Annotated in this window: 16 protein-coding genes; 9 read left to right on the forward strand and 7 right to left on the reverse strand. The window is 70.6% G+C overall.

What is annotated here, in order from left to right:
* Window positions 1–404: 404 nt before the first annotated feature.
* Window positions 405–1,625, reverse strand: a complete 1,221-nt coding sequence (locus C8E87_RS18670) for an MDR family MFS transporter (protein WP_133874283.1) — start codon at window positions 1,623–1,625, stop codon at window positions 405–407.
* A gap of 121 nt (window positions 1,626–1,746) precedes the next feature.
* Window positions 1,747–3,051 carry an MDR family MFS transporter gene (locus C8E87_RS18675; RefSeq protein ID WP_133874284.1) on the reverse strand — a complete coding sequence of 435 codons (1,305 nt, stop codon included), beginning with the start codon at window positions 3,049–3,051 and terminating at the stop codon, window positions 1,747–1,749.
* Window positions 3,052–3,176: 125 nt separating this feature from the next.
* Here C8E87_RS18675 and C8E87_RS18680 point away from each other — a divergent pair, with 125 nt between their 5' ends.
* Window positions 3,177–3,932: a phosphoglyceromutase gene (locus C8E87_RS18680; RefSeq protein WP_133874285.1), complete on the forward strand. Its 756-nt coding sequence runs from the start codon at window positions 3,177–3,179 to the stop codon at window positions 3,930–3,932.
* A 49-nt stretch (window positions 3,933–3,981) separates the two neighbouring features.
* Here the strand turns inward: C8E87_RS18680 and phoU are convergent, their stop codons facing one another.
* The gene (phoU, locus tag C8E87_RS18685) at window positions 3,982–4,629 is read right to left on the reverse strand and encodes a phosphate signaling complex protein PhoU (RefSeq protein WP_133874286.1); all 648 of its coding nucleotides are present in this window, start codon (window positions 4,627–4,629) and stop codon (window positions 3,982–3,984) included.
* A 198-nt stretch (window positions 4,630–4,827) separates the two neighbouring features.
* Between phoU and C8E87_RS18690 the strand changes: the two genes are divergently transcribed.
* Together C8E87_RS18690 and C8E87_RS18695 are read left to right on the forward strand one after the other, a co-directional pair.
* Window positions 4,828–6,120 carry a sensor histidine kinase gene (locus tag C8E87_RS18690; protein WP_239079789.1) on the forward strand — a complete coding sequence of 431 codons (1,293 nt, stop codon included), beginning with the start codon at window positions 4,828–4,830 and terminating at the stop codon, window positions 6,118–6,120.
* Window positions 6,121–6,151: 31 nt separating this feature from the next.
* The gene (locus C8E87_RS18695; protein ID WP_106127927.1) at window positions 6,152–6,835 is read left to right on the forward strand and encodes a response regulator; all 684 of its coding nucleotides are present in this window, start codon (window positions 6,152–6,154) and stop codon (window positions 6,833–6,835) included.
* Between the two features lie 3 nt (window positions 6,836–6,838).
* On the opposite strand, the gene C8E87_RS18700 is transcribed toward C8E87_RS18695, so the two are convergent.
* Entirely contained in the window at window positions 6,839–7,702 is an 864-nt protein-coding gene (locus tag C8E87_RS18700) for a DUF3109 family protein (protein ID WP_239079790.1), read from the reverse strand.
* A gap of 111 nt (window positions 7,703–7,813) precedes the next feature.
* Here C8E87_RS18700 and C8E87_RS18705 point away from each other — a divergent pair, with 111 nt between their 5' ends.
* Window positions 7,814–8,635: a sugar phosphate isomerase/epimerase family protein gene (locus C8E87_RS18705; protein WP_203720403.1), complete on the forward strand. Its 822-nt coding sequence runs from the start codon at window positions 7,814–7,816 to the stop codon at window positions 8,633–8,635.
* Between the two features lie 27 nt (window positions 8,636–8,662).
* On the opposite strand, the gene C8E87_RS18710 is transcribed toward C8E87_RS18705, so the two are convergent.
* On the reverse strand, window positions 8,663–9,196 hold the full coding sequence (locus C8E87_RS18710) for a CGNR zinc finger domain-containing protein (RefSeq protein WP_133874287.1): 534 nt from the start codon (window positions 9,194–9,196) through the stop codon (window positions 8,663–8,665).
* A 119-nt stretch (window positions 9,197–9,315) separates the two neighbouring features.
* On the opposite strand from C8E87_RS18710, the gene C8E87_RS18715 reads away from it, so the two are divergent.
* The 5 genes from C8E87_RS18715 to C8E87_RS18735 all read left to right on the forward strand — a co-directional run bounded on the left by C8E87_RS18715 (window position 9,316) and on the right by C8E87_RS18735 (window position 13,052).
* Window positions 9,316–10,233, forward strand: coding sequence for a proline dehydrogenase family protein (locus C8E87_RS18715; RefSeq protein WP_133874288.1), 918 nt, complete (start codon window positions 9,316–9,318; stop codon window positions 10,231–10,233).
* 198 nt (window positions 10,234–10,431) lie between these two features.
* Window positions 10,432–10,644, forward strand: a complete 213-nt coding sequence (locus C8E87_RS18720; RefSeq protein ID WP_133874289.1) for a helix-turn-helix domain-containing protein — start codon at window positions 10,432–10,434, stop codon at window positions 10,642–10,644.
* Window positions 10,645–10,806: 162 nt separating this feature from the next.
* The gene (locus C8E87_RS18725) at window positions 10,807–10,908 is read left to right on the forward strand and encodes a 30S ribosomal protein bS22 (RefSeq protein ID WP_007465623.1); all 102 of its coding nucleotides are present in this window, start codon (window positions 10,807–10,809) and stop codon (window positions 10,906–10,908) included.
* An 84-nt stretch (window positions 10,909–10,992) separates the two neighbouring features.
* Window positions 10,993–12,054 carry an NAD-dependent epimerase/dehydratase family protein gene (locus tag C8E87_RS18730; RefSeq protein WP_133874290.1) on the forward strand — a complete coding sequence of 354 codons (1,062 nt, stop codon included), beginning with the start codon at window positions 10,993–10,995 and terminating at the stop codon, window positions 12,052–12,054.
* Entirely contained in the window at window positions 12,051–13,052 is a 1,002-nt protein-coding gene (locus C8E87_RS18735; protein WP_133874291.1) for a lysophospholipid acyltransferase family protein, read from the forward strand. Before C8E87_RS18730 ends, C8E87_RS18735 begins: the two co-directional genes overlap by 4 nt.
* A gap of 106 nt (window positions 13,053–13,158) precedes the next feature.
* Here the strand turns inward: C8E87_RS18735 and C8E87_RS18740 are convergent, their stop codons facing one another.
* Window positions 13,159–14,352, reverse strand: a complete 1,194-nt coding sequence (locus C8E87_RS18740; RefSeq protein WP_239079791.1) for a DUF5667 domain-containing protein — start codon at window positions 14,350–14,352, stop codon at window positions 13,159–13,161.
* A 235-nt stretch (window positions 14,353–14,587) separates the two neighbouring features.
* Window positions 14,588–15,451, reverse strand: coding sequence for an ECF subfamily RNA polymerase sigma factor, BldN family (locus C8E87_RS18745; RefSeq protein ID WP_133876926.1), 864 nt, complete (start codon window positions 15,449–15,451; stop codon window positions 14,588–14,590).
* Between the last annotated feature and the right edge of the window lie 355 nt (window positions 15,452–15,806).

Consider the following 15,806-nt stretch of genomic DNA (forward strand, 5'->3'; position numbering starts at 1 on the left):
TAAGCCGTTGGGGGACGGCGCGACCCGAGACCGGCGGTTAGTGCGGGCGACGCCTATGGGGATGGGCGTCGTCCGCCGCCGCCGGTGCCAACAGCAGACGGCCTGACCGGCCGTCTTTTTTGTGCCAGTGGCGGGCGGCAGGCATCACGAGCCAGTTCGGTGCTCTGTGCCTGTAGGCCGGGCCGGTGCAGGCTTCATGGGCAGCTCGGTGCGCTCGGTTGGCCTCAACCGCGGACAGCCTCATCGGCCGGTGTTTTTTGTGCGCTCGGCCCTGTGGATAACCCGTGTTGCGCTCCCGCCGCGGCGTAAAGTCCCCTCCGTCCCTGGGTGGCTGGGGGTGGCGGTGGGCTGATGCGACCAGAAAAACTGTCGGTGGCCGGGCATGCTCGGGTCGCGGTGTGGCGTCAGCGCACGTCCGCGACCGCGGCGGTTTCGTGGCGGACAGCGGCCACCCGGCGTTCGCGGGGCGGCCCCGCCACCAGGTGCAGCGCCGCGGCGATCGCCCCGAGCGCGCCCACCACCAGCCAGTGCGCGTCGCCCAGATATTCCAGCCCCGCGCCGCCCAGTGCCGGGGCCAGAAACGACGCCGCGGGGAACGTCAGGAAGAACACCGCCTGGTATCGGCCGCGCAAGGCGAGCGGCGCCAGCTCCGAGTTGATCTCGGCGTTGGGTGGTGCGGCGAGCATGCTGCCGACGGTCCAGACCGCCGCCGCGAGCAGATACCAGGCGACGTGATCGGCGAACGCCAGCAGTCCGAAGCCGAGGCCGTCGACGAGCAGGGCCAGCGCCAGCACTCGATGCTTGGGCCGCCCGTCGATCAGCTTCGGCACGAAGAGCTGCCCGAGCACGATCAGCGCCCCGCCGAGGGCGACCACCGAGCCGTACGCGGCCGGCGACAGCCCGTCGGCGTGCATGGCGAGCGGCACGATCGTGTTGCTCTGGGTGTAGATCAACGCCTGGACCAGGGTGAGCCCGGTGAACACCAGGAAGATTCGGTCGCGCAGCACGGTGCCGAGCCCGCCACGGGCGTGCCGGGCGACAGGGCTTCGCAGTGTCTCCGGCACTTTCCAGGCGATCAGCACGCCGGTGACCAGCGTGCATGCCGCGTCGATGAGGAACAGCCCCAGGTAACTCCACCGGGCCAGCAACCCGGCCAGCAGCGAAGCCCCCGCCAGCCCCAGGTTGAGCGCCCAGAACTGCAGGTTGAAGGCGCGCGACCGTTTCCCGGCCGGGGTCACGTCGATGATCGCGGCCACGAACGCGGGACCGGCCATCGACTGCGCCACCCCGAGCAGCGCGCAGAACACCGCGATCGGGCCCAGGCCGGTGCTCAGGGCCAGCGCGACGAGGGCCGCGACGGTCGTGAAGTGTGAGGTCAGAAGCGTGCGCCGCCGTCCCCAGCGGTCGGTCAGCACGCCGCCGGCCAGGGTTCCGATCAAACCCCCGATCCCGTACGTCCCCACGACGAGTCCTGCCTGAGCGGCTCCCGCGCCGCGTTGTGAGGTCAGGTAGAGCGAGAGGAACAGGACCGCGAAGCCGCCGACCTTGTTGATCAGCAGACCGGACCAGAGGTACCAGTACGTGGCCGACAGCCCGCCCGCCGTGTCCCGCAGCCATGCCCGCAACGCCGCGCCCCCACAACAGGTAACCGTCTTAACAGATCAGACGTTACCGGCAGATCCGCTCGAACGCTGAGTCGGCCGCCGTACGGAAGGACCCGGGGGACAGCGGCTGGAGGCCCGGCGCTCATGCGGCTCGGTCGCCCGCGGGGGGAGGCTCGGAACCCGCGGCCACGGGCAGCGGCTCGGCGGCCGGCAGAGGCTCCGGCGCCGGGTGCTCGAAAGCGGAGGCGAGCTGCCGCATCCGCCGTTGCCGGCTCGGCCCGGCCACCAGATGCCCGGCCGCGGCCAGGGCGCACACGAGGAAGCAGCCGAGCCACAGGGCCGTGTTGCCGAGATGCTCCTGGGTGAGGCCGCCCGCGATCGGGGCCAGGGCCGTGCCGGCCGACCAGCTCAGCGAGTTCAGGCCCTGGTAACGGCCACGCATCGAGGCGGGGGACAGCGCCGCCACGGTGGTCGCGTTGCTCGGCGACTGGATCATCTCGCCGAGCGTCCAGATCACGACGCTCAGCGCGAAGAACCAGGACGCATGGGCGAACGCGGTCAAACCGAAACCGAGGCCGATGATCAGCGAGCCCAGCGCCAGCACCCGGGACGGCGAGCGCCCGCCGATCAGCCGGGGCACGAACAACTGCCCCAGGACGATCAGCACGCCGTTGACCGCGATCACCCACCCGTACGTCGCCGCCGACAAGCCCTCCGCCGTCATCGCGATCGGGAGCGTCGACATGTGCTGCATCATCACGACGATGCCCAGGAGCGAGACCAGCAGGTACGCCATGAAGACGCGATCGCGCAGCGCGGTGATCATGCCGCCGGAGTCGCGCCGCCCGCGGCTCGGCGAACGGACGGCGGGCCGGGTCTCGTGGAGGAAGATCAGGCAGATCAGCGCCGTGATCAGGGTGCTGCCCGCGTCGACCACGAAGAGCAGCAAGTAGTCGACCTTGGCGGCCAGCCCGGCGCCGACCGCGGAGAGCGCGAAGCCCAGGTTGATCGCCCAGTAGTTGAGCGAGAACGCCCGTACCCGGTCTTTCTCGGGCACGATGTCGACCATCATGGCCGAGAACGCCGGCCGCACGGCCTCGCTGAACAGGCCCAGCGTGAACGTCGCGGCCAGGATCTGGCCGTAGTCGTGGGCGAAACCGAGCGCCAGCATGAGGGCCGCCGCGCCGAACTGGGCGGTCAGCATCGTGGGTTTGCGGCCCCAGCGGTCGGCCAGCACCCCGCCCAGCGTCGTGCCGAGCGCGCCGCCGACGCCGTAGAGGCCGATGACCAGCCCCGCCTGGCTCTGCGTGAAGTGCCGGTCGGCCGTGAGGTAGATGGCCAGGAAGATCACGACGAACGAGCCGAGCCGGTTGATCAGCGTGCCCGTCCAGAGCAGCCAGAACTGCCTCGGCAGACCACCCACAGCCTGGTCGAACCAACCCCGCACGTCGTTCCCCCGTAAGTAGCGCCCAGGCGTTATTCCCTTACAACCTAGGGTGTGGCGCAACCGGGTTTCCACGTGGTGGTCGCCACTTGAGGGTCTCCGCGCGTGCTTCGGCGCGCTGCGGCAGGATGGAGGGCATGACAGGGACTTTGGTGCTGCTGCGACACGGCAACAGCGAGTGGAACGCCAAGAACCTCTTCACCGGCTGGGTCGACGTCGACCTCGACGCCAAGGGGGAGGCCGAGGCACGCCGCGGCGGCGAGCTGCTGAAGGAGGCCGGCGTGCTGCCGGACGTGGTGCACACCAGCGTCCTGCGCCGCGCCATCCGGACGAGCGAGATCGCGCTGCACATCACCGACCGCCACTGGATCCCGGTGAAGCGGTCGTGGCGGCTGAACGAGCGCCACTACGGCGCCCTGCAGGGCAAGGACAAGAAGCAGACCCTCGAGACGTACGGCGAGGAGCAGTTCATGCTCTGGCGCCGGTCCTATGACGTGCCGCCGCCGCCGATCGAGGCCGACTCGGAGTTCTCGCAGTTCGACGACCCGCGGTACGCCTTCCTGCCGTCGGAGGCCAAGCCGAAGGCCGAATGCCTCAAGGACGTGCTGGTGCGGGCCCTGCCCTACTGGTACGACGAGATCGTGCCGGACCTGCGCGCCGGCAAGACGGTGCTGGTGGCGGCGCACGGCAACTCGCTGCGGGCCTTCGTCAAGCACCTCGACAACATCTCCGACGAGGCGATCTCGAAGCTGAACATCCCGACCGGGATCCCGCTGCGGTACGACCTCGACGACGACCTGCGACCGCTCAAGCCGGGCGGCGAATACCTCGACCCCGAGGCGGCCAAGGAAGCGGCGGCCGCGGTCGCCAACCAGGGACGCTGAGAAATGGGGACGGGACGCCCCCGTGGCGTCCCGTCCCCGCCGGTAATGCTCAGTCGCGCACAGGCTCTCCGGTGATGAGGTACACCAGCTGCTCGCCGACGTTGACGGCGTGGTCGGCGTACCGCTCGTAGAAGCGGCCCAGCAGCGCGCCGTCGATCGCGGTCTCCGCCCCGTACGGCCAGTCGTCGTCCAGCATGATCTTGAAGAGCCGGCGCTCCAGCTCGTCGATCTCGTCGTCCTGGCGTTCGAGCCGCGCCGCCCGCTCGGCGTCCGGCTTGGCCAGCAGCCCGGCGATGCTCTCGGCCATCTGGTCGGCCACCTCGGCCATGCCCTGGAAGACCGGGCGCAGCTCGGCCGGCACGGCCGGTGACGGGTGCCGCCGCTTCGCCGTCTTGGCCACGTGTTCGGCCAGGTCACCCATCCGCTCGAGGTCGGCCGCGATGTGCAGGGCGGTGATGACCATCCGCAGGTCGGAGGCGACCGGCGCCTGGCGGGCGATGGTGTCGGCCACCTTGGCCTCGACCTGGCTGTTGAGCTCGTCGACCTCGTGGTCGCGCTCGATCACGGCCTCGGCCGCCTTGAGGTCGGCGGTGAGCAGGGCCTTGGTCGCCTTCCGCATCGCCTCCCGTACAGCTTCCGCCATGGTGACCATCAGGCGGCTGACCTCGTTGAGGTCGGCCTGGAACTCCTCGCGCATGTCCTCGTCCCGCCGGTTCGCTCGCGCCGTCCCCGGCAGGGGCACGGCCTTGACCGGCCCCACGCTAAGCGGGCAGGGCGGCGGTCACGTGAACGGCGATGAACGACGCCGGACGCAGTGGTGAACATTATTCGACGCCCGCCCGTTTTGTCCGGCTCGTACTAGTAGCCAGGTAAACAATGACCCTACGATCGCAGCGTGGACCTGGCATACGGCATCCCGGCGATCCTCGCCACGCTCGTCGTCGGCGTGGTCGCGGGGCTGGCGATCGGTCGTGCCCGCAGGTCGCCCGGTCCGGGCAAGAAGTCCGACGGCCGCCGGCCGCACGAGGGGGGACGCGCCATCGACACCGAGGAGCCGCACACCGGCAAGCACGGCATGAAGGGGCTCGGTCGCAAGAGCCTCGACTCGCTGCGCGTCGGTGTGGTGGTGCTCGACGCCGAGGACCATCCGGTGCTGGTCAACCCGGCCGCCCGGGCGATGGGCCTGCTGCGCTCGGGCGGGGCGCCGGGCACGATCGCGGCCCACCCCATCCTGCGGACGCTGGCCGGCCAGGTGCGGCGTACGGGCGTACGGCGGGAAGTGGAACTTGATCTGCCCCGGGGTCGCGCCGGCGCCGCTCACGCACCGCTCGGACTGCACCTGCGCGCCGTCGCCCTCAACCAGACGCACGTCGCGGTCGAGGCGGCCGACGTCACCGAGTCGCACCGGCTGGCCCGGGTCCGCCGGGACTTCGTCGCCAACGTGAGCCACGAGCTCAAGACCCCGATCGGCGCGCTGCAGCTGCTGGCCGAGGCGCTGCTCGACGCGACCCAGTTGCCCGCCGCCGACCCGGCCGAGGAGCAGAACGAGGACCTGCTGGCCGCCCGCCGGTTCGCCGAGCGCATCCACCATGAGTCGGCCCGGATGGGGCGCCTGGTGAGCGAGTTGCTCGAACTGACCCGGCTGCAGGGCGCCGAGCCGCTGCCCACCCCCGAACCGGTCGCGGTCGACTGGGTGATCGCCGAGGTCATCGACCGCACCCGCACCACCGCGTCGGCCAAGTCCATCGAGGTGGTCTACACCGGCCCGAAGAGCGCCACAGTCTACGGCAGCGACAGCCAGGTCGCCACCGCGGTGACCAACCTGGTGGAGAACGCGATCGCGTACTCCGGGGAGGACACCAAGGTCGAGATCACCCTGCGTCAGGACGACGACTGGGTCGAGATCGACGTGGCCGACCAGGGCATCGGCATCGCACCGCACGACGTCGACCGCATCTTCGAGCGCTTCTACCGCGCCGACCAGGCCCGTTCCCGCTCCACCGGCGGCACCGGCCTGGGCCTGGCCATCGTCAAGCACATCGCGACCAACCACGGCGGCCGGGTCAGCGTGACCAGCAGCCTGGGCGACGGCTCGACGTTCACCCTGCGCCTGCCGGCGCGACCCCCCGAAGCCCCCTTGCCGTTACCGACGGCAATTGAGATCGAGTCCGGTGCGGCCGGGCGCTAGCCCCGGTCACCGGAAGATGGAAGGAACCACATTGGCCCGCGTGCTCGTGGTCGAGGATGAGGAGTCGTTCTCCGACGCCCTGTCGTACATGCTGCGCAAGGAGGGTTTCGAGGTGTCGGTCGCCCCGACCGGGACCTCGGCGCTGACGCAGTTCGACCGGACCGGCGCCGACATCGTGCTGCTCGACCTCATGCTGCCTGAGATGTCCGGCACCGAGGTGTGCCGTCAGCTGCGGCAGCGTTCCGCCGTGCCGATCATCATGGTCACCGCCCGGGACAGCGAGATCGACAAGGTTGTCGGCCTGGAGATCGGCGCCGACGACTATGTGACCAAGCCGTACTCGCCGCGCGAGCTGGTCGCTCGGATCCGGGCCGTGCTGCGCCGCCAGGGCGCCGAGGCGGCCGAGGTGTCGACCCCGACGCTGGCCGCCGGTCCGGTGCGGATGGACGTCGAGCGGCACGTCGTCACCGTCGACGGCGCCGGGGTGCAGCTTCCGCTCAAGGAGTTCGAGCTGCTCGAGCTGCTGCTGCGCAACGCCGGCCGGGTGCTCACCCGTGGCCAGCTGATCGACCGGGTCTGGGGCGCCGATTACGTCGGCGACACCAAGACCCTCGACGTCCACGTCAAGCGGCTCCGCTCCAAGGTGGAGCCGGAGCCGTCCGCGCCGCGCTACATCGTCACCGTGCGTGGCCTGGGCTACAAGTTCGAGCCGTAAGGATCAGGACTTCGGCGGCGCGGCGGGCTCACGTCCGCCGCGCTTCTTGGGGCCCTCGGCGGCCACTGTCGCCGGGTGCATCGCGATCACGCCGGTCTTGAGCCGGGCGTCGCACAGTTCGGCCAATTTCCCGTACGCCGCCTGGCCGATCAACGCGATCAGCTCGGGCGCGTACGAGATGTACATCGGGTCGCTGCCCACGTGGGCCTCGGGCGACGAGGTGCACCACCAGTCGAGGTCGTGCCCGCCCGGTCCCCAGCCCCGCCGGTCGAACTCGGTCAGCGTCGACTGCAGCACCTTCGACCCGTCCGGCCGCTTGACCCAGTCCTGCTCGCGGCGCACCGGCAACTGCCAGCAGACGTCCGGCTTGTACTCCAGCGGGTGCCGGCCGTCACGCAACGCCTGGGCGTGCAGCGCGCAGCCGCCACCCCCGGCGAAGTCCGCGTCGTTCAGGAACACACATGGCCCGTCCTCGGACTGGATCGCCGTACGCCGGGCCGGCTTGGACCCGTCGATCGTGTCCACCTCGGTGTAGTTCTTGAACCCGCGGCGGTAGTGCTGCCACGTCTCCGGTGTCAGCTTCTGGGCGGCCGCCTTGACCCTGTTCTCATCGTCGGCATCCGTGAAGAACGCGCCGTGCGAACAGCAGCCGTCCTGTGCTCGGCCGGCCACGATGCCGTGACAGGCGGAGCCGAAAACGCAGGTCCAGCGGGACAGCAACCAGGTCAGGTCGGCCCGTACGAGGTGCTTCTCGTCGTCGGGGTCGAGGAACTCGATCCATTCACGAGGGAAGTCGAGACCGACCTCGGCGGCGCGCTCGGCTGCCGCGGGGTCGAGGGTGATGCGGATCGGGGTACGGCGGCTCACTCGCGACAGCGTACGCGCGCAGGTGACCCGTGCCGCGATGGCGCCCGGTATGGCCGCATATACCCGGTCGAGGAGACGGCGCTCGCGACAATCGGGTCTACCCTTGACCCTGTGAGTTCCCGCGTTCCCGTGCTCCTGTCCAGCTCGTCGGTCTTTCCCGAGCCGACGGCCGCCGCGTTCGAAATGGCGGCCACGGTCGGTTACGACGGCCTAGAAGTCATGGTGTGGACCGACCGCGTCAGTCAGGACGCCGGCGCGCTGAAAGGTCTGTCCGAGCACTACGACCTGCCGGTGCTCTCGGTCCATGCCCCGTGCCTGCTGGTCACCCAGCGGGTCTGGAGCCCCGACCCGTGGGAAAGGCTCAACCGGGCCGCCCAGCTCGCCGAGACGCTCGGCGCGCCCACGGTCGTGGTGCACCCGCCGTTCAGCTGGCAGCGTGACTATGCCAAGAACTTCGCCGCCGGTCTGGCCAAGGTGCAGGCGCGGCACCCCGACCTGGCCTTCGCTGTCGAGAACATGTTTCCGGTCAAGATGGCGGGCCGCTGGTTCGTGCCCTACACGCCGGGCTGGGACCCGACCGAGACCGGCTTCGACGCGTACACGCTCGATCTCTCGCACTGCGCCGCGTCGCGGATCAACGCGCTCGGCATGGCCGACAAGATGGGTTCCGGCCTCAAGCACGTGCACCTGGGCGACGGCACGGGCGAGGGCCGCGACGAGCACCTGGTGCCCGGCCGGGGTAATCAGCCCTGCGCGGAGCTGCTGAGGTCGCTCTCGGCCCGCGGCTTCCGGGGCTCGGTGGCGCTCGAGGTCTCCACCCGCAAGGCGGCCAGCCGCGCCGTCCGCGAGGCCGACCTGCGCGAGTCCCTCGAGTTCGCCCGCAAGCACCTGGCCCCGGCCGAATCGGCGACGCCCGCGATCACGCGGGCGTAAACCCGGCGAAATCGGCGGCGCCGGCGGTCACGCGGGCGTGAGAGCTGCGCGCTTCCGGGCGCGGTGGGCGGCCACGTGGGAACGGGTGGCGCAGCGCTCGGAGCAGAAACGCCGGCAGTTGTTGGAGGACGTGTCCAGATAGACGTTGCCGCAGCGCTCGTCGGCGCAGATGCCGAAGCGGGCGCTGCCGTACTCGCACAGCCACACCGACAGGCCCCAGACGGCGCCGGCCAGGTATTCCGCGCTGACCGACGAGCCGCGGCTGGTGACGTGCATGTGCCAGTCGGCGGCGTCGTGGCCGGAGATGCGGGGCTGCACCGGGAAGACCTCGAGCAGCGAGTTGAGCTCCTTGACCGCCTCGGCGTCGCGGCCGGACGTGCCGTACTCGAAGACCTCGCGCAGACGGCGCTGGGCGCGGCGGAAGATCGCCACGTCCTTCTCGACGACCTCGTCCCGCATCCAACCCTGCTCGTCGGCGAACAGGGCCCGCAGCCCGGCGAGATCACCCAGTTCCGCGTTCACGAGGTCGACCGCGGTCCGGGCGTACGCATCGAAGTTCACCCGACAAAGGTAGCCGCCTGAGAGCCGGGCGGACATCAGCGTTGTGGCCGACTACGCCCACCGGGCCACGGGGGTGACACTCCCGCGATACCGGGTGTTCCGGACGATACCCTCGGAACATGCTCCGTTCCCTGCTCCTGGCCGCCGCCGGTTCGGATCGTCTCGGCCGCCTGGCCGGCTCCGCCCCCGTCAGCCGGAAAGCCGTCGCCAAGTTCGTGGCCGGCAGTGATGCCGGCGAGGCGTTGCGCGTCGGCCGCACGCTGGCGGACGACGGGCTGGCGATCACGTTCGACCATCTCGCGGCCGAGACCCGCAGCGTGGAACAGGCGGTGGCCGTCCGCGACGAGTACCGCGCGCTGCTCGGCAAGCTCAAGGGGGCCGGGCTGACCCCGGCCGCCGAGATCAGCGTGAAGCTCTCGGCCCTCGGGCAGCGGCTCGACGAGAAGCTCGCTCACGAGCACGCCCAGGCGGTCTGCGCGGCCGCCGCCGAGGCCGGCACGACGGTGACGCTGGACGCGGAGGACCACACCCTCACCGACTCCACCCTCGAGATCCTGGCCGAGCTGCGCAAGGACCACCCGGGCACGGGCGCGGCGCTGCAGGCCCACCTGAGGCGCACCGAGGGCGACTGCCGGGAGCTGGCCACCATCGGCTCGCGGGTGCGGCTCTGCAAGGGGGCGTACGTGGAACCGGAGTCGGTCGCGTTCCAGTCGGCGCTCGACATCGACAAGTCGTTCGTGCGCTGCCTCAACATCCTGATGTCGGGCAAGGGTTACCCGATGGTGGCCACCCACGACCCCCGGCTGATCGCCATCGCCGAGGACAGGGCGCGCTGGTTCGATCGCACCGCCGACGAGTACGAGTTCCAGATGCTGTACGGCGTACGTGCCGAGGAACAGGCCCGGCTGGCCGCGAGCGGCAACGTGGTGCGCGTCTACCTGCCGTACGGGGAGCAGTGGTACGGCTATCTGATGCGCCGGCTGGCCGAGCGCCCGCGCAACGTGACCGTTCTCGGACGCGGTCTGGTCGGCCGCTAGCTGCCCCAGGGGCAACAATTCGGTCTAAACACCAACAGATCCGGCGTGTCGGCCTTGACTTTTTCTGGCCTTTTTCACGGAACGTATCGCGTTGGTCACAGCTGTATCGATACCGTCCTTATGACACGCACGTTTGCCGCCGCGTCGCAAGACCTCTCGGGTCGCCGCGGCTGTGCTGCGAAAGGATCGGTGCGACACATGACAGGTCCAGCCCAGGCCGAGGAGAAGCTCTCGGAGGTGCGGTTCCTGACCGTGGCCGAGGTGGCCGCCCTGATGAGGGTCTCGAAGATGACGGTCTACCGGCTGGTGCACGGGGGTGACCTCACCGCCGTCCGCGTCGGGCGGTCGTTCCGCGTCCCCGAGCACGCCGTGCACGAATATCTCCGCGGCGCTTTCTCGCAGACCGCGTAGGCGGGTCCACCGGGGTCGTTTTGGCTCGGCCCCGGACGGGCCGGTACGCTGGTGCGGTTGGTTCCCGGTGGCCGCGTGCTCCGGGGCCGTCGAATCAGATCGGATTCGGGTGCCGCCTCGGGCGCGCCCGGCCGAGCCACCAGGTTTCGAGAGGCATTTCGTATGGGCTCCGTGGTCAAGAAGCGCCGCAAGCGTATGGCGAAGAAGAAGCACCGCAAGCTGCTGCGCAAGACCCGCGTCCAGCGTCGTCGTCTCGGCAAGTGATCCGCGGCCGGGTGTGAATCCCGGCCGGTCGGACACTTGCCGCACGCCACTGTTTTCCCAGCGGCATGGGAAGGTGCGCACGACGTGACCTCTCCGCCCAGCGTTGTGGTGGTCACCGGAGTCAGCCGGTATCTCGGCGCCCGCGTGGCCGCTCGCCTCGCAGCAGATTCCCGGGTCGACCGTGTTGTCGGCCTGGATCCGCACGAACCGCCCACGGCTCTGCGTGAGCTGCTGGCCGACGTCGAGCTGATCCGGGCCGATGCCCGGGCCGCGTCCGGCGCCATCGCGGACCTCGGCGCCGAGGCTGTCGTGCACCTCGCGGTGACCAGCGCGCCCGACCCGCAGCACGGCCGGGCCGCGATGAAAGAGCAGAACGTCATCGGCACGATGCAGCTGCTCGCCGCCGCGCAGGCCGCGCCCCGGCTGCGCAAGCTCGTGGTGCGCTCGTCGACAGCTGCCTACGGCGCGTCGTTCCGCGACCCCGGCGTCTTCACCGAGGACACCGAGCCCCGGGCGGTGCCGCGCGGCTCGTACGCGCGGGACATCCTCGACATCGAGGGCTACGTCCGCGGGTTCCGGCGCCGTCGCCCTGAGGTGTCGGCCACCGTGCTGCGCTTCGCGCCGTTCATCAGCTCGACGGCCGACACGTCGCTGACCGGCTACTTCTCCCAGCCCGTGGTGCCGACCGTGCTCGGCCGGGACGCCCGGTTGCAGTTCGTGCACGTCGACGACGCCCTCGAGATCCTGCACCGCTCGATCGTCGAGGAGCACCCGGGCACCTTCAACGTGGCCGGCGCCGGCATCCTGACGCTCTCGCAGGCCATCCGGCGGGCCGGGCGCATCTCGGTGCCGCTGCCCGAGGGCACGCTGTCCACCCTGGCCGGGGTGGCCCGCAACGTGGGCGTGGGCCAGATCGGGTTCGACCAGATCGATCTGTTCGTGCACGGCCGCGTGGTCGACACGAGCCGCCTGGTCCGCGAGTTCGGCTTCACGCCGCGCACGACGGCCGAGGCGTTCGACGACTTCATCAAGGGCCACGCCAACGGCTCGTCGCTGACCTCCGACCGGCTCGCCGCGGCGGAAAAGGCGATCCTCGACGGGATCCGCCGGGTACGGGCCGGCGCCGCGGGTGGTGACCGGCGTTGAGTCAGGACGAATTTCGCGACATGCTGCCGGGACACGCTGACTTCACGCTGCCCCGGCCGGCCGAGCCGGTACGGGTCAACGGCCGTCGCCCGATCCCGGAGGTGCCGACGATGAACGGGAACGGGCCCCACGGCGGCGAGCCCGAGCCGGACACCCTCGATGTCTGGGATCAGCGGGTGGCCCGCGGCCTGGCGTTCCTGCGCCGGCGGCTCACCGGCAACTACGAGGTCGACGAGTTCGGCTTCGACTCCGAACTCAACGACGCCGTGTTCCAGCCGCTGCTGCGGGTGCTGCATCGCGACTGGTTCCGCACCGAGGTCTTCGGCATCGAGAACGTGCCGGCCAAGGGCGGCGCCCTGGTCGTGGCCAACCACTCCGGCACGTTCGCGCTCGACGCGCTGATGCTGGGCGTGGCGATCCGCGACCAGCACCCCGAGGAAAGGCACCTGCGCCTGCTCGGCGCCGACCTGGTGTTCCGCATGCCCGTGGTGAGCGAACTGGCCCGCAAGTCGGGCGCCACCGTGGCGTGCAACCCCGACGCCGAGCGCCTGATGAGCTCGGGCGAGCTGGTCGGTGTCTTCCCCGAGGGGTTCAAGGGCATCGGCAAGCCCTTCGCCGACCGCTACAAGCTGCAGCGCTTCGGGCGGGGCGGGTTCGTCTCGGCGGCGCTGCGCACCGGCACCCCGATCGTCCCGGTGGCGATCGTGGGCGCCGAAGAGATCTATCCGATCCTGGCCGACATCAAGCCGCTGGCCCGCCTGCTCGGGGTGCCCTATTTTCCCATCACCCCGACGTTCCCGTGGCTTGGCCCGCTGGGCCTGGTGCCGCTGCCGAGCAAGTGGCTCATCCAGTTCTGCCCGCCGATCCCGACCGAGCACCTGACCGACCTGGCCGACGATCCGATGGTCGTCTACAACCTGGCCGACCAGGTGCGCGAGACGATTCAGGCCACGCTGCTGGAGTTGCTGGAGAGACGTCCGGACGCGTTCGGCTTGTAACCGGCAGTGACTGGATCGTGACGGCTTGTGCGCCTATAGTGACAGCTGAGGGGCGGCACCGGTAACTCCCGGCAACCGCCCCTCGCCATGTCCGCTGCTTGCGCCGCTACCTGTTGCCGAGCAGCCCGCCGAGCAGGCCACCCAGCGGGTCCTCCTGCTCGTCGCCCAGCTTGGGCACCGTCTCACCCAGGTCGGGCGGCGACGTCGACTGCACCGGGGTGCCACCCGGCGGCAGGGCCGGGGAACTCGTCCTGGTGCGCTGACCCGTCACAGCAGCGCCTGACGAGGCGCTCGGCGTCACGGCCGGATCAGCGCGCTGCGGGTCGGTCGTCGGGTCCGTCTTGCTGCCCGGGCGGGTGGCCGGCTTGCCCGCGTGCCCCGACGGCCTCGACGAGGTCTGGTCGTCCGTGTCTGCTCCCGGGGCGCAGCCCTTCAGCTTCGGCCCCAGCGCGTCGGAGCCCGCCGCGGTGACGGTGCCGCAGGCCAATCCCGTACGCAGGGACTCGGCGCGATCGCTGACCGAGTCGAGCAGCGTGATCGACTTCAGCGCTCGTTCCTGGTTGCCGGGCGAGAACCGGCCCAGTGCCGGGCTCAGCGTCCGGCGTTGCTGCTCGGCGAACGTGTCGATCGTCGCCAGCGGCTTGATGTCCTTGCGGGCGACGGCCGAGGTGGTCAGCAGCTTGACGCCCTTGCGGGTGTCGGCGTCCATGTCGTCCAGCACGCCGGCGAACCCGGCGTCGTCGCCCCTCATCGCGACCGCCTCGGCGAGCCGGTTGCGGGCGAAGTCCAGGGACAGCTGTCCCCGGGTGACGTCCGAGCCGGCCATCGCCAGCTGGGCCCGTTCGGTCGAGCGTTTGACCCCGTACAGGGCGTCGCCCGGTGATGCGTTCTCGCTGGCAGCGGAGATGCCGGAGACCGCGAGCGCGCCGGCCGCGACGCCGATGACGATCGCGCCACGGGCCCGGATGCGGCCGCCGTGGCCGAGAAGTCCCGCCCTCAGCCGGCCGGAGCGGGCTGTGCCGGGCTGTATCGCGGTGGCGGGCTCGTCGACGGCGGTCGCGGTGCGGCCGATGCCGTCCCGCTCGGCGGTGGCGACCAGCATGGCCCGCAGCCCGGTGCGGAACTCGGGATCGACCCGGGCCCCGGGCCGGGCCCCGGACAGGCTGTTGCCGATGGCGACCAGCTCGGCGAGCTGTTCGTCGGCCGGACCGCGGCTGTGGTGCCGGGGGCCGCCGGTGGTCTCGTCGAGAAGCTCCGCGAAGCGCTCGGCGCTCCGCCGGTCCAGAAAATCGAATCTCACCGCGGGCACCTCCCCTCGCTCGTGAATGTCGCGCCGGCAGCGTCGCCGGCGGTCGCGACGATGCCGGTGGCCGACAGTGCCTCCCGGGGTCGCACTCGGACAAACGCGCGACACGCGTCCCCGGTTACGGGGGACAACGGCCGGTATCGGGTAAGGGGCGAGAGCCGCGTCACGCCGTGCTCACGGTTCGTGTGGCCCCTCGGCGCCACGGCCGGCCGCCGCTCGGTGCCGGCCGTCACGCTTGGAATCCGTCCGGCAGGAGGCGGGCCAGGGCTCGGACGGCTCGATACTGCAGCGCCTTGATCGCTCCTTCGTTCTTGCCCATCGTCTGTGCCGTCTCGGCCACCGAGAAGCCCTGCAGGAACCGCAGCACGATGCATTCCTGCTGTTCCGGGTTGAGCTGCTTGACCGCTGTCAGCAGGGCGACGTTGGTGATGTGGTCGACCACCGACGACTCGGGGCTGCCCTCGGGCCCCCGTGCCTCTCGGTCGGCGTCGAGCACGTCCCCGGTGGTCACCTCGAGGCGGTACCGGCCGGACTTGAAGTGGTCGGCGACCAGGTTGCGGGCGATCGTGACCAGCCAGGCCCCGAGGTCACGGCCCTGCCAGGTGAAGCTGCCGATGCGCTTGAGCGCGCGCAGGAACGTGTCCGACGTCAGGTCCTCGGCGAGCTGGCGGTTGCCGACCCGGAAGTAGACGAAGCGGAACACCGTGTCGACGTACCGGTCGTAGATCAGCCCGAACGCCTCGGCCTCGCCGGCCTGGGCCCGTTCGACCAGCGCCCACACCTCGGCCGCGGCGTCACCGGGGTCGGGGCGGGCCGGGTATTTCGGCGGCTCGGTGTCGCGCTGCGGACCTGTGGTGCTCTGCGCGGGCACCACGACGGTCTGCTCGCCCGGCGGGGCGTCGGGCAGGTTGCTGCGCTGGCCCGCGGTCGGCTGCGCGGGCATGGCCGGCCGTCCGGGCACGGCCACCCGTCCACCTCCGGCCATCGGTTTGGAGTTGCCGCTCGGGGACATCCGCTGGCTCGGCGACTCGTTGACATGCGGGCGGTTACGCGTGCGCTTGGGGCTGTCACCACGAATGGTGTGGGCGATCATGTCGTCGACCGAGTGGCGGAGGCCCGTCAAGCTGTCGGCGAGGCTGGGGCGGTACGGATCCCCGGCGTGAACATGACTCACTGCGCCTCCTCGACCCGGCGGCTCTGCTCCGGCTGCGTATCCGTCCCGCCAGACTGGGATTCGCAGAATTTTCGTGCTTGTGGCACAGCGGCCTCCTCGGGATGAGGGGTGATCACTCATAGCAAAACGGGTGAAGTGGCCTGCTTTCGGCAGACCGACCTCACCCATGGCTGTGGAGTCCGTTACTCAGACGCGAAGTATCACGGACACCGAACACACGGAGTCGCACTCCGTGTGCGCTGCGCGAAAATAGTACGAAGTGGCGCAGACAAGA

The sequence above is a fragment of the Paractinoplanes brasiliensis genome, from assembly GCF_004362215.1.
Lineage (GTDB): Bacteria > Actinomycetota > Actinomycetes > Mycobacteriales > Micromonosporaceae > Actinoplanes > Actinoplanes brasiliensis.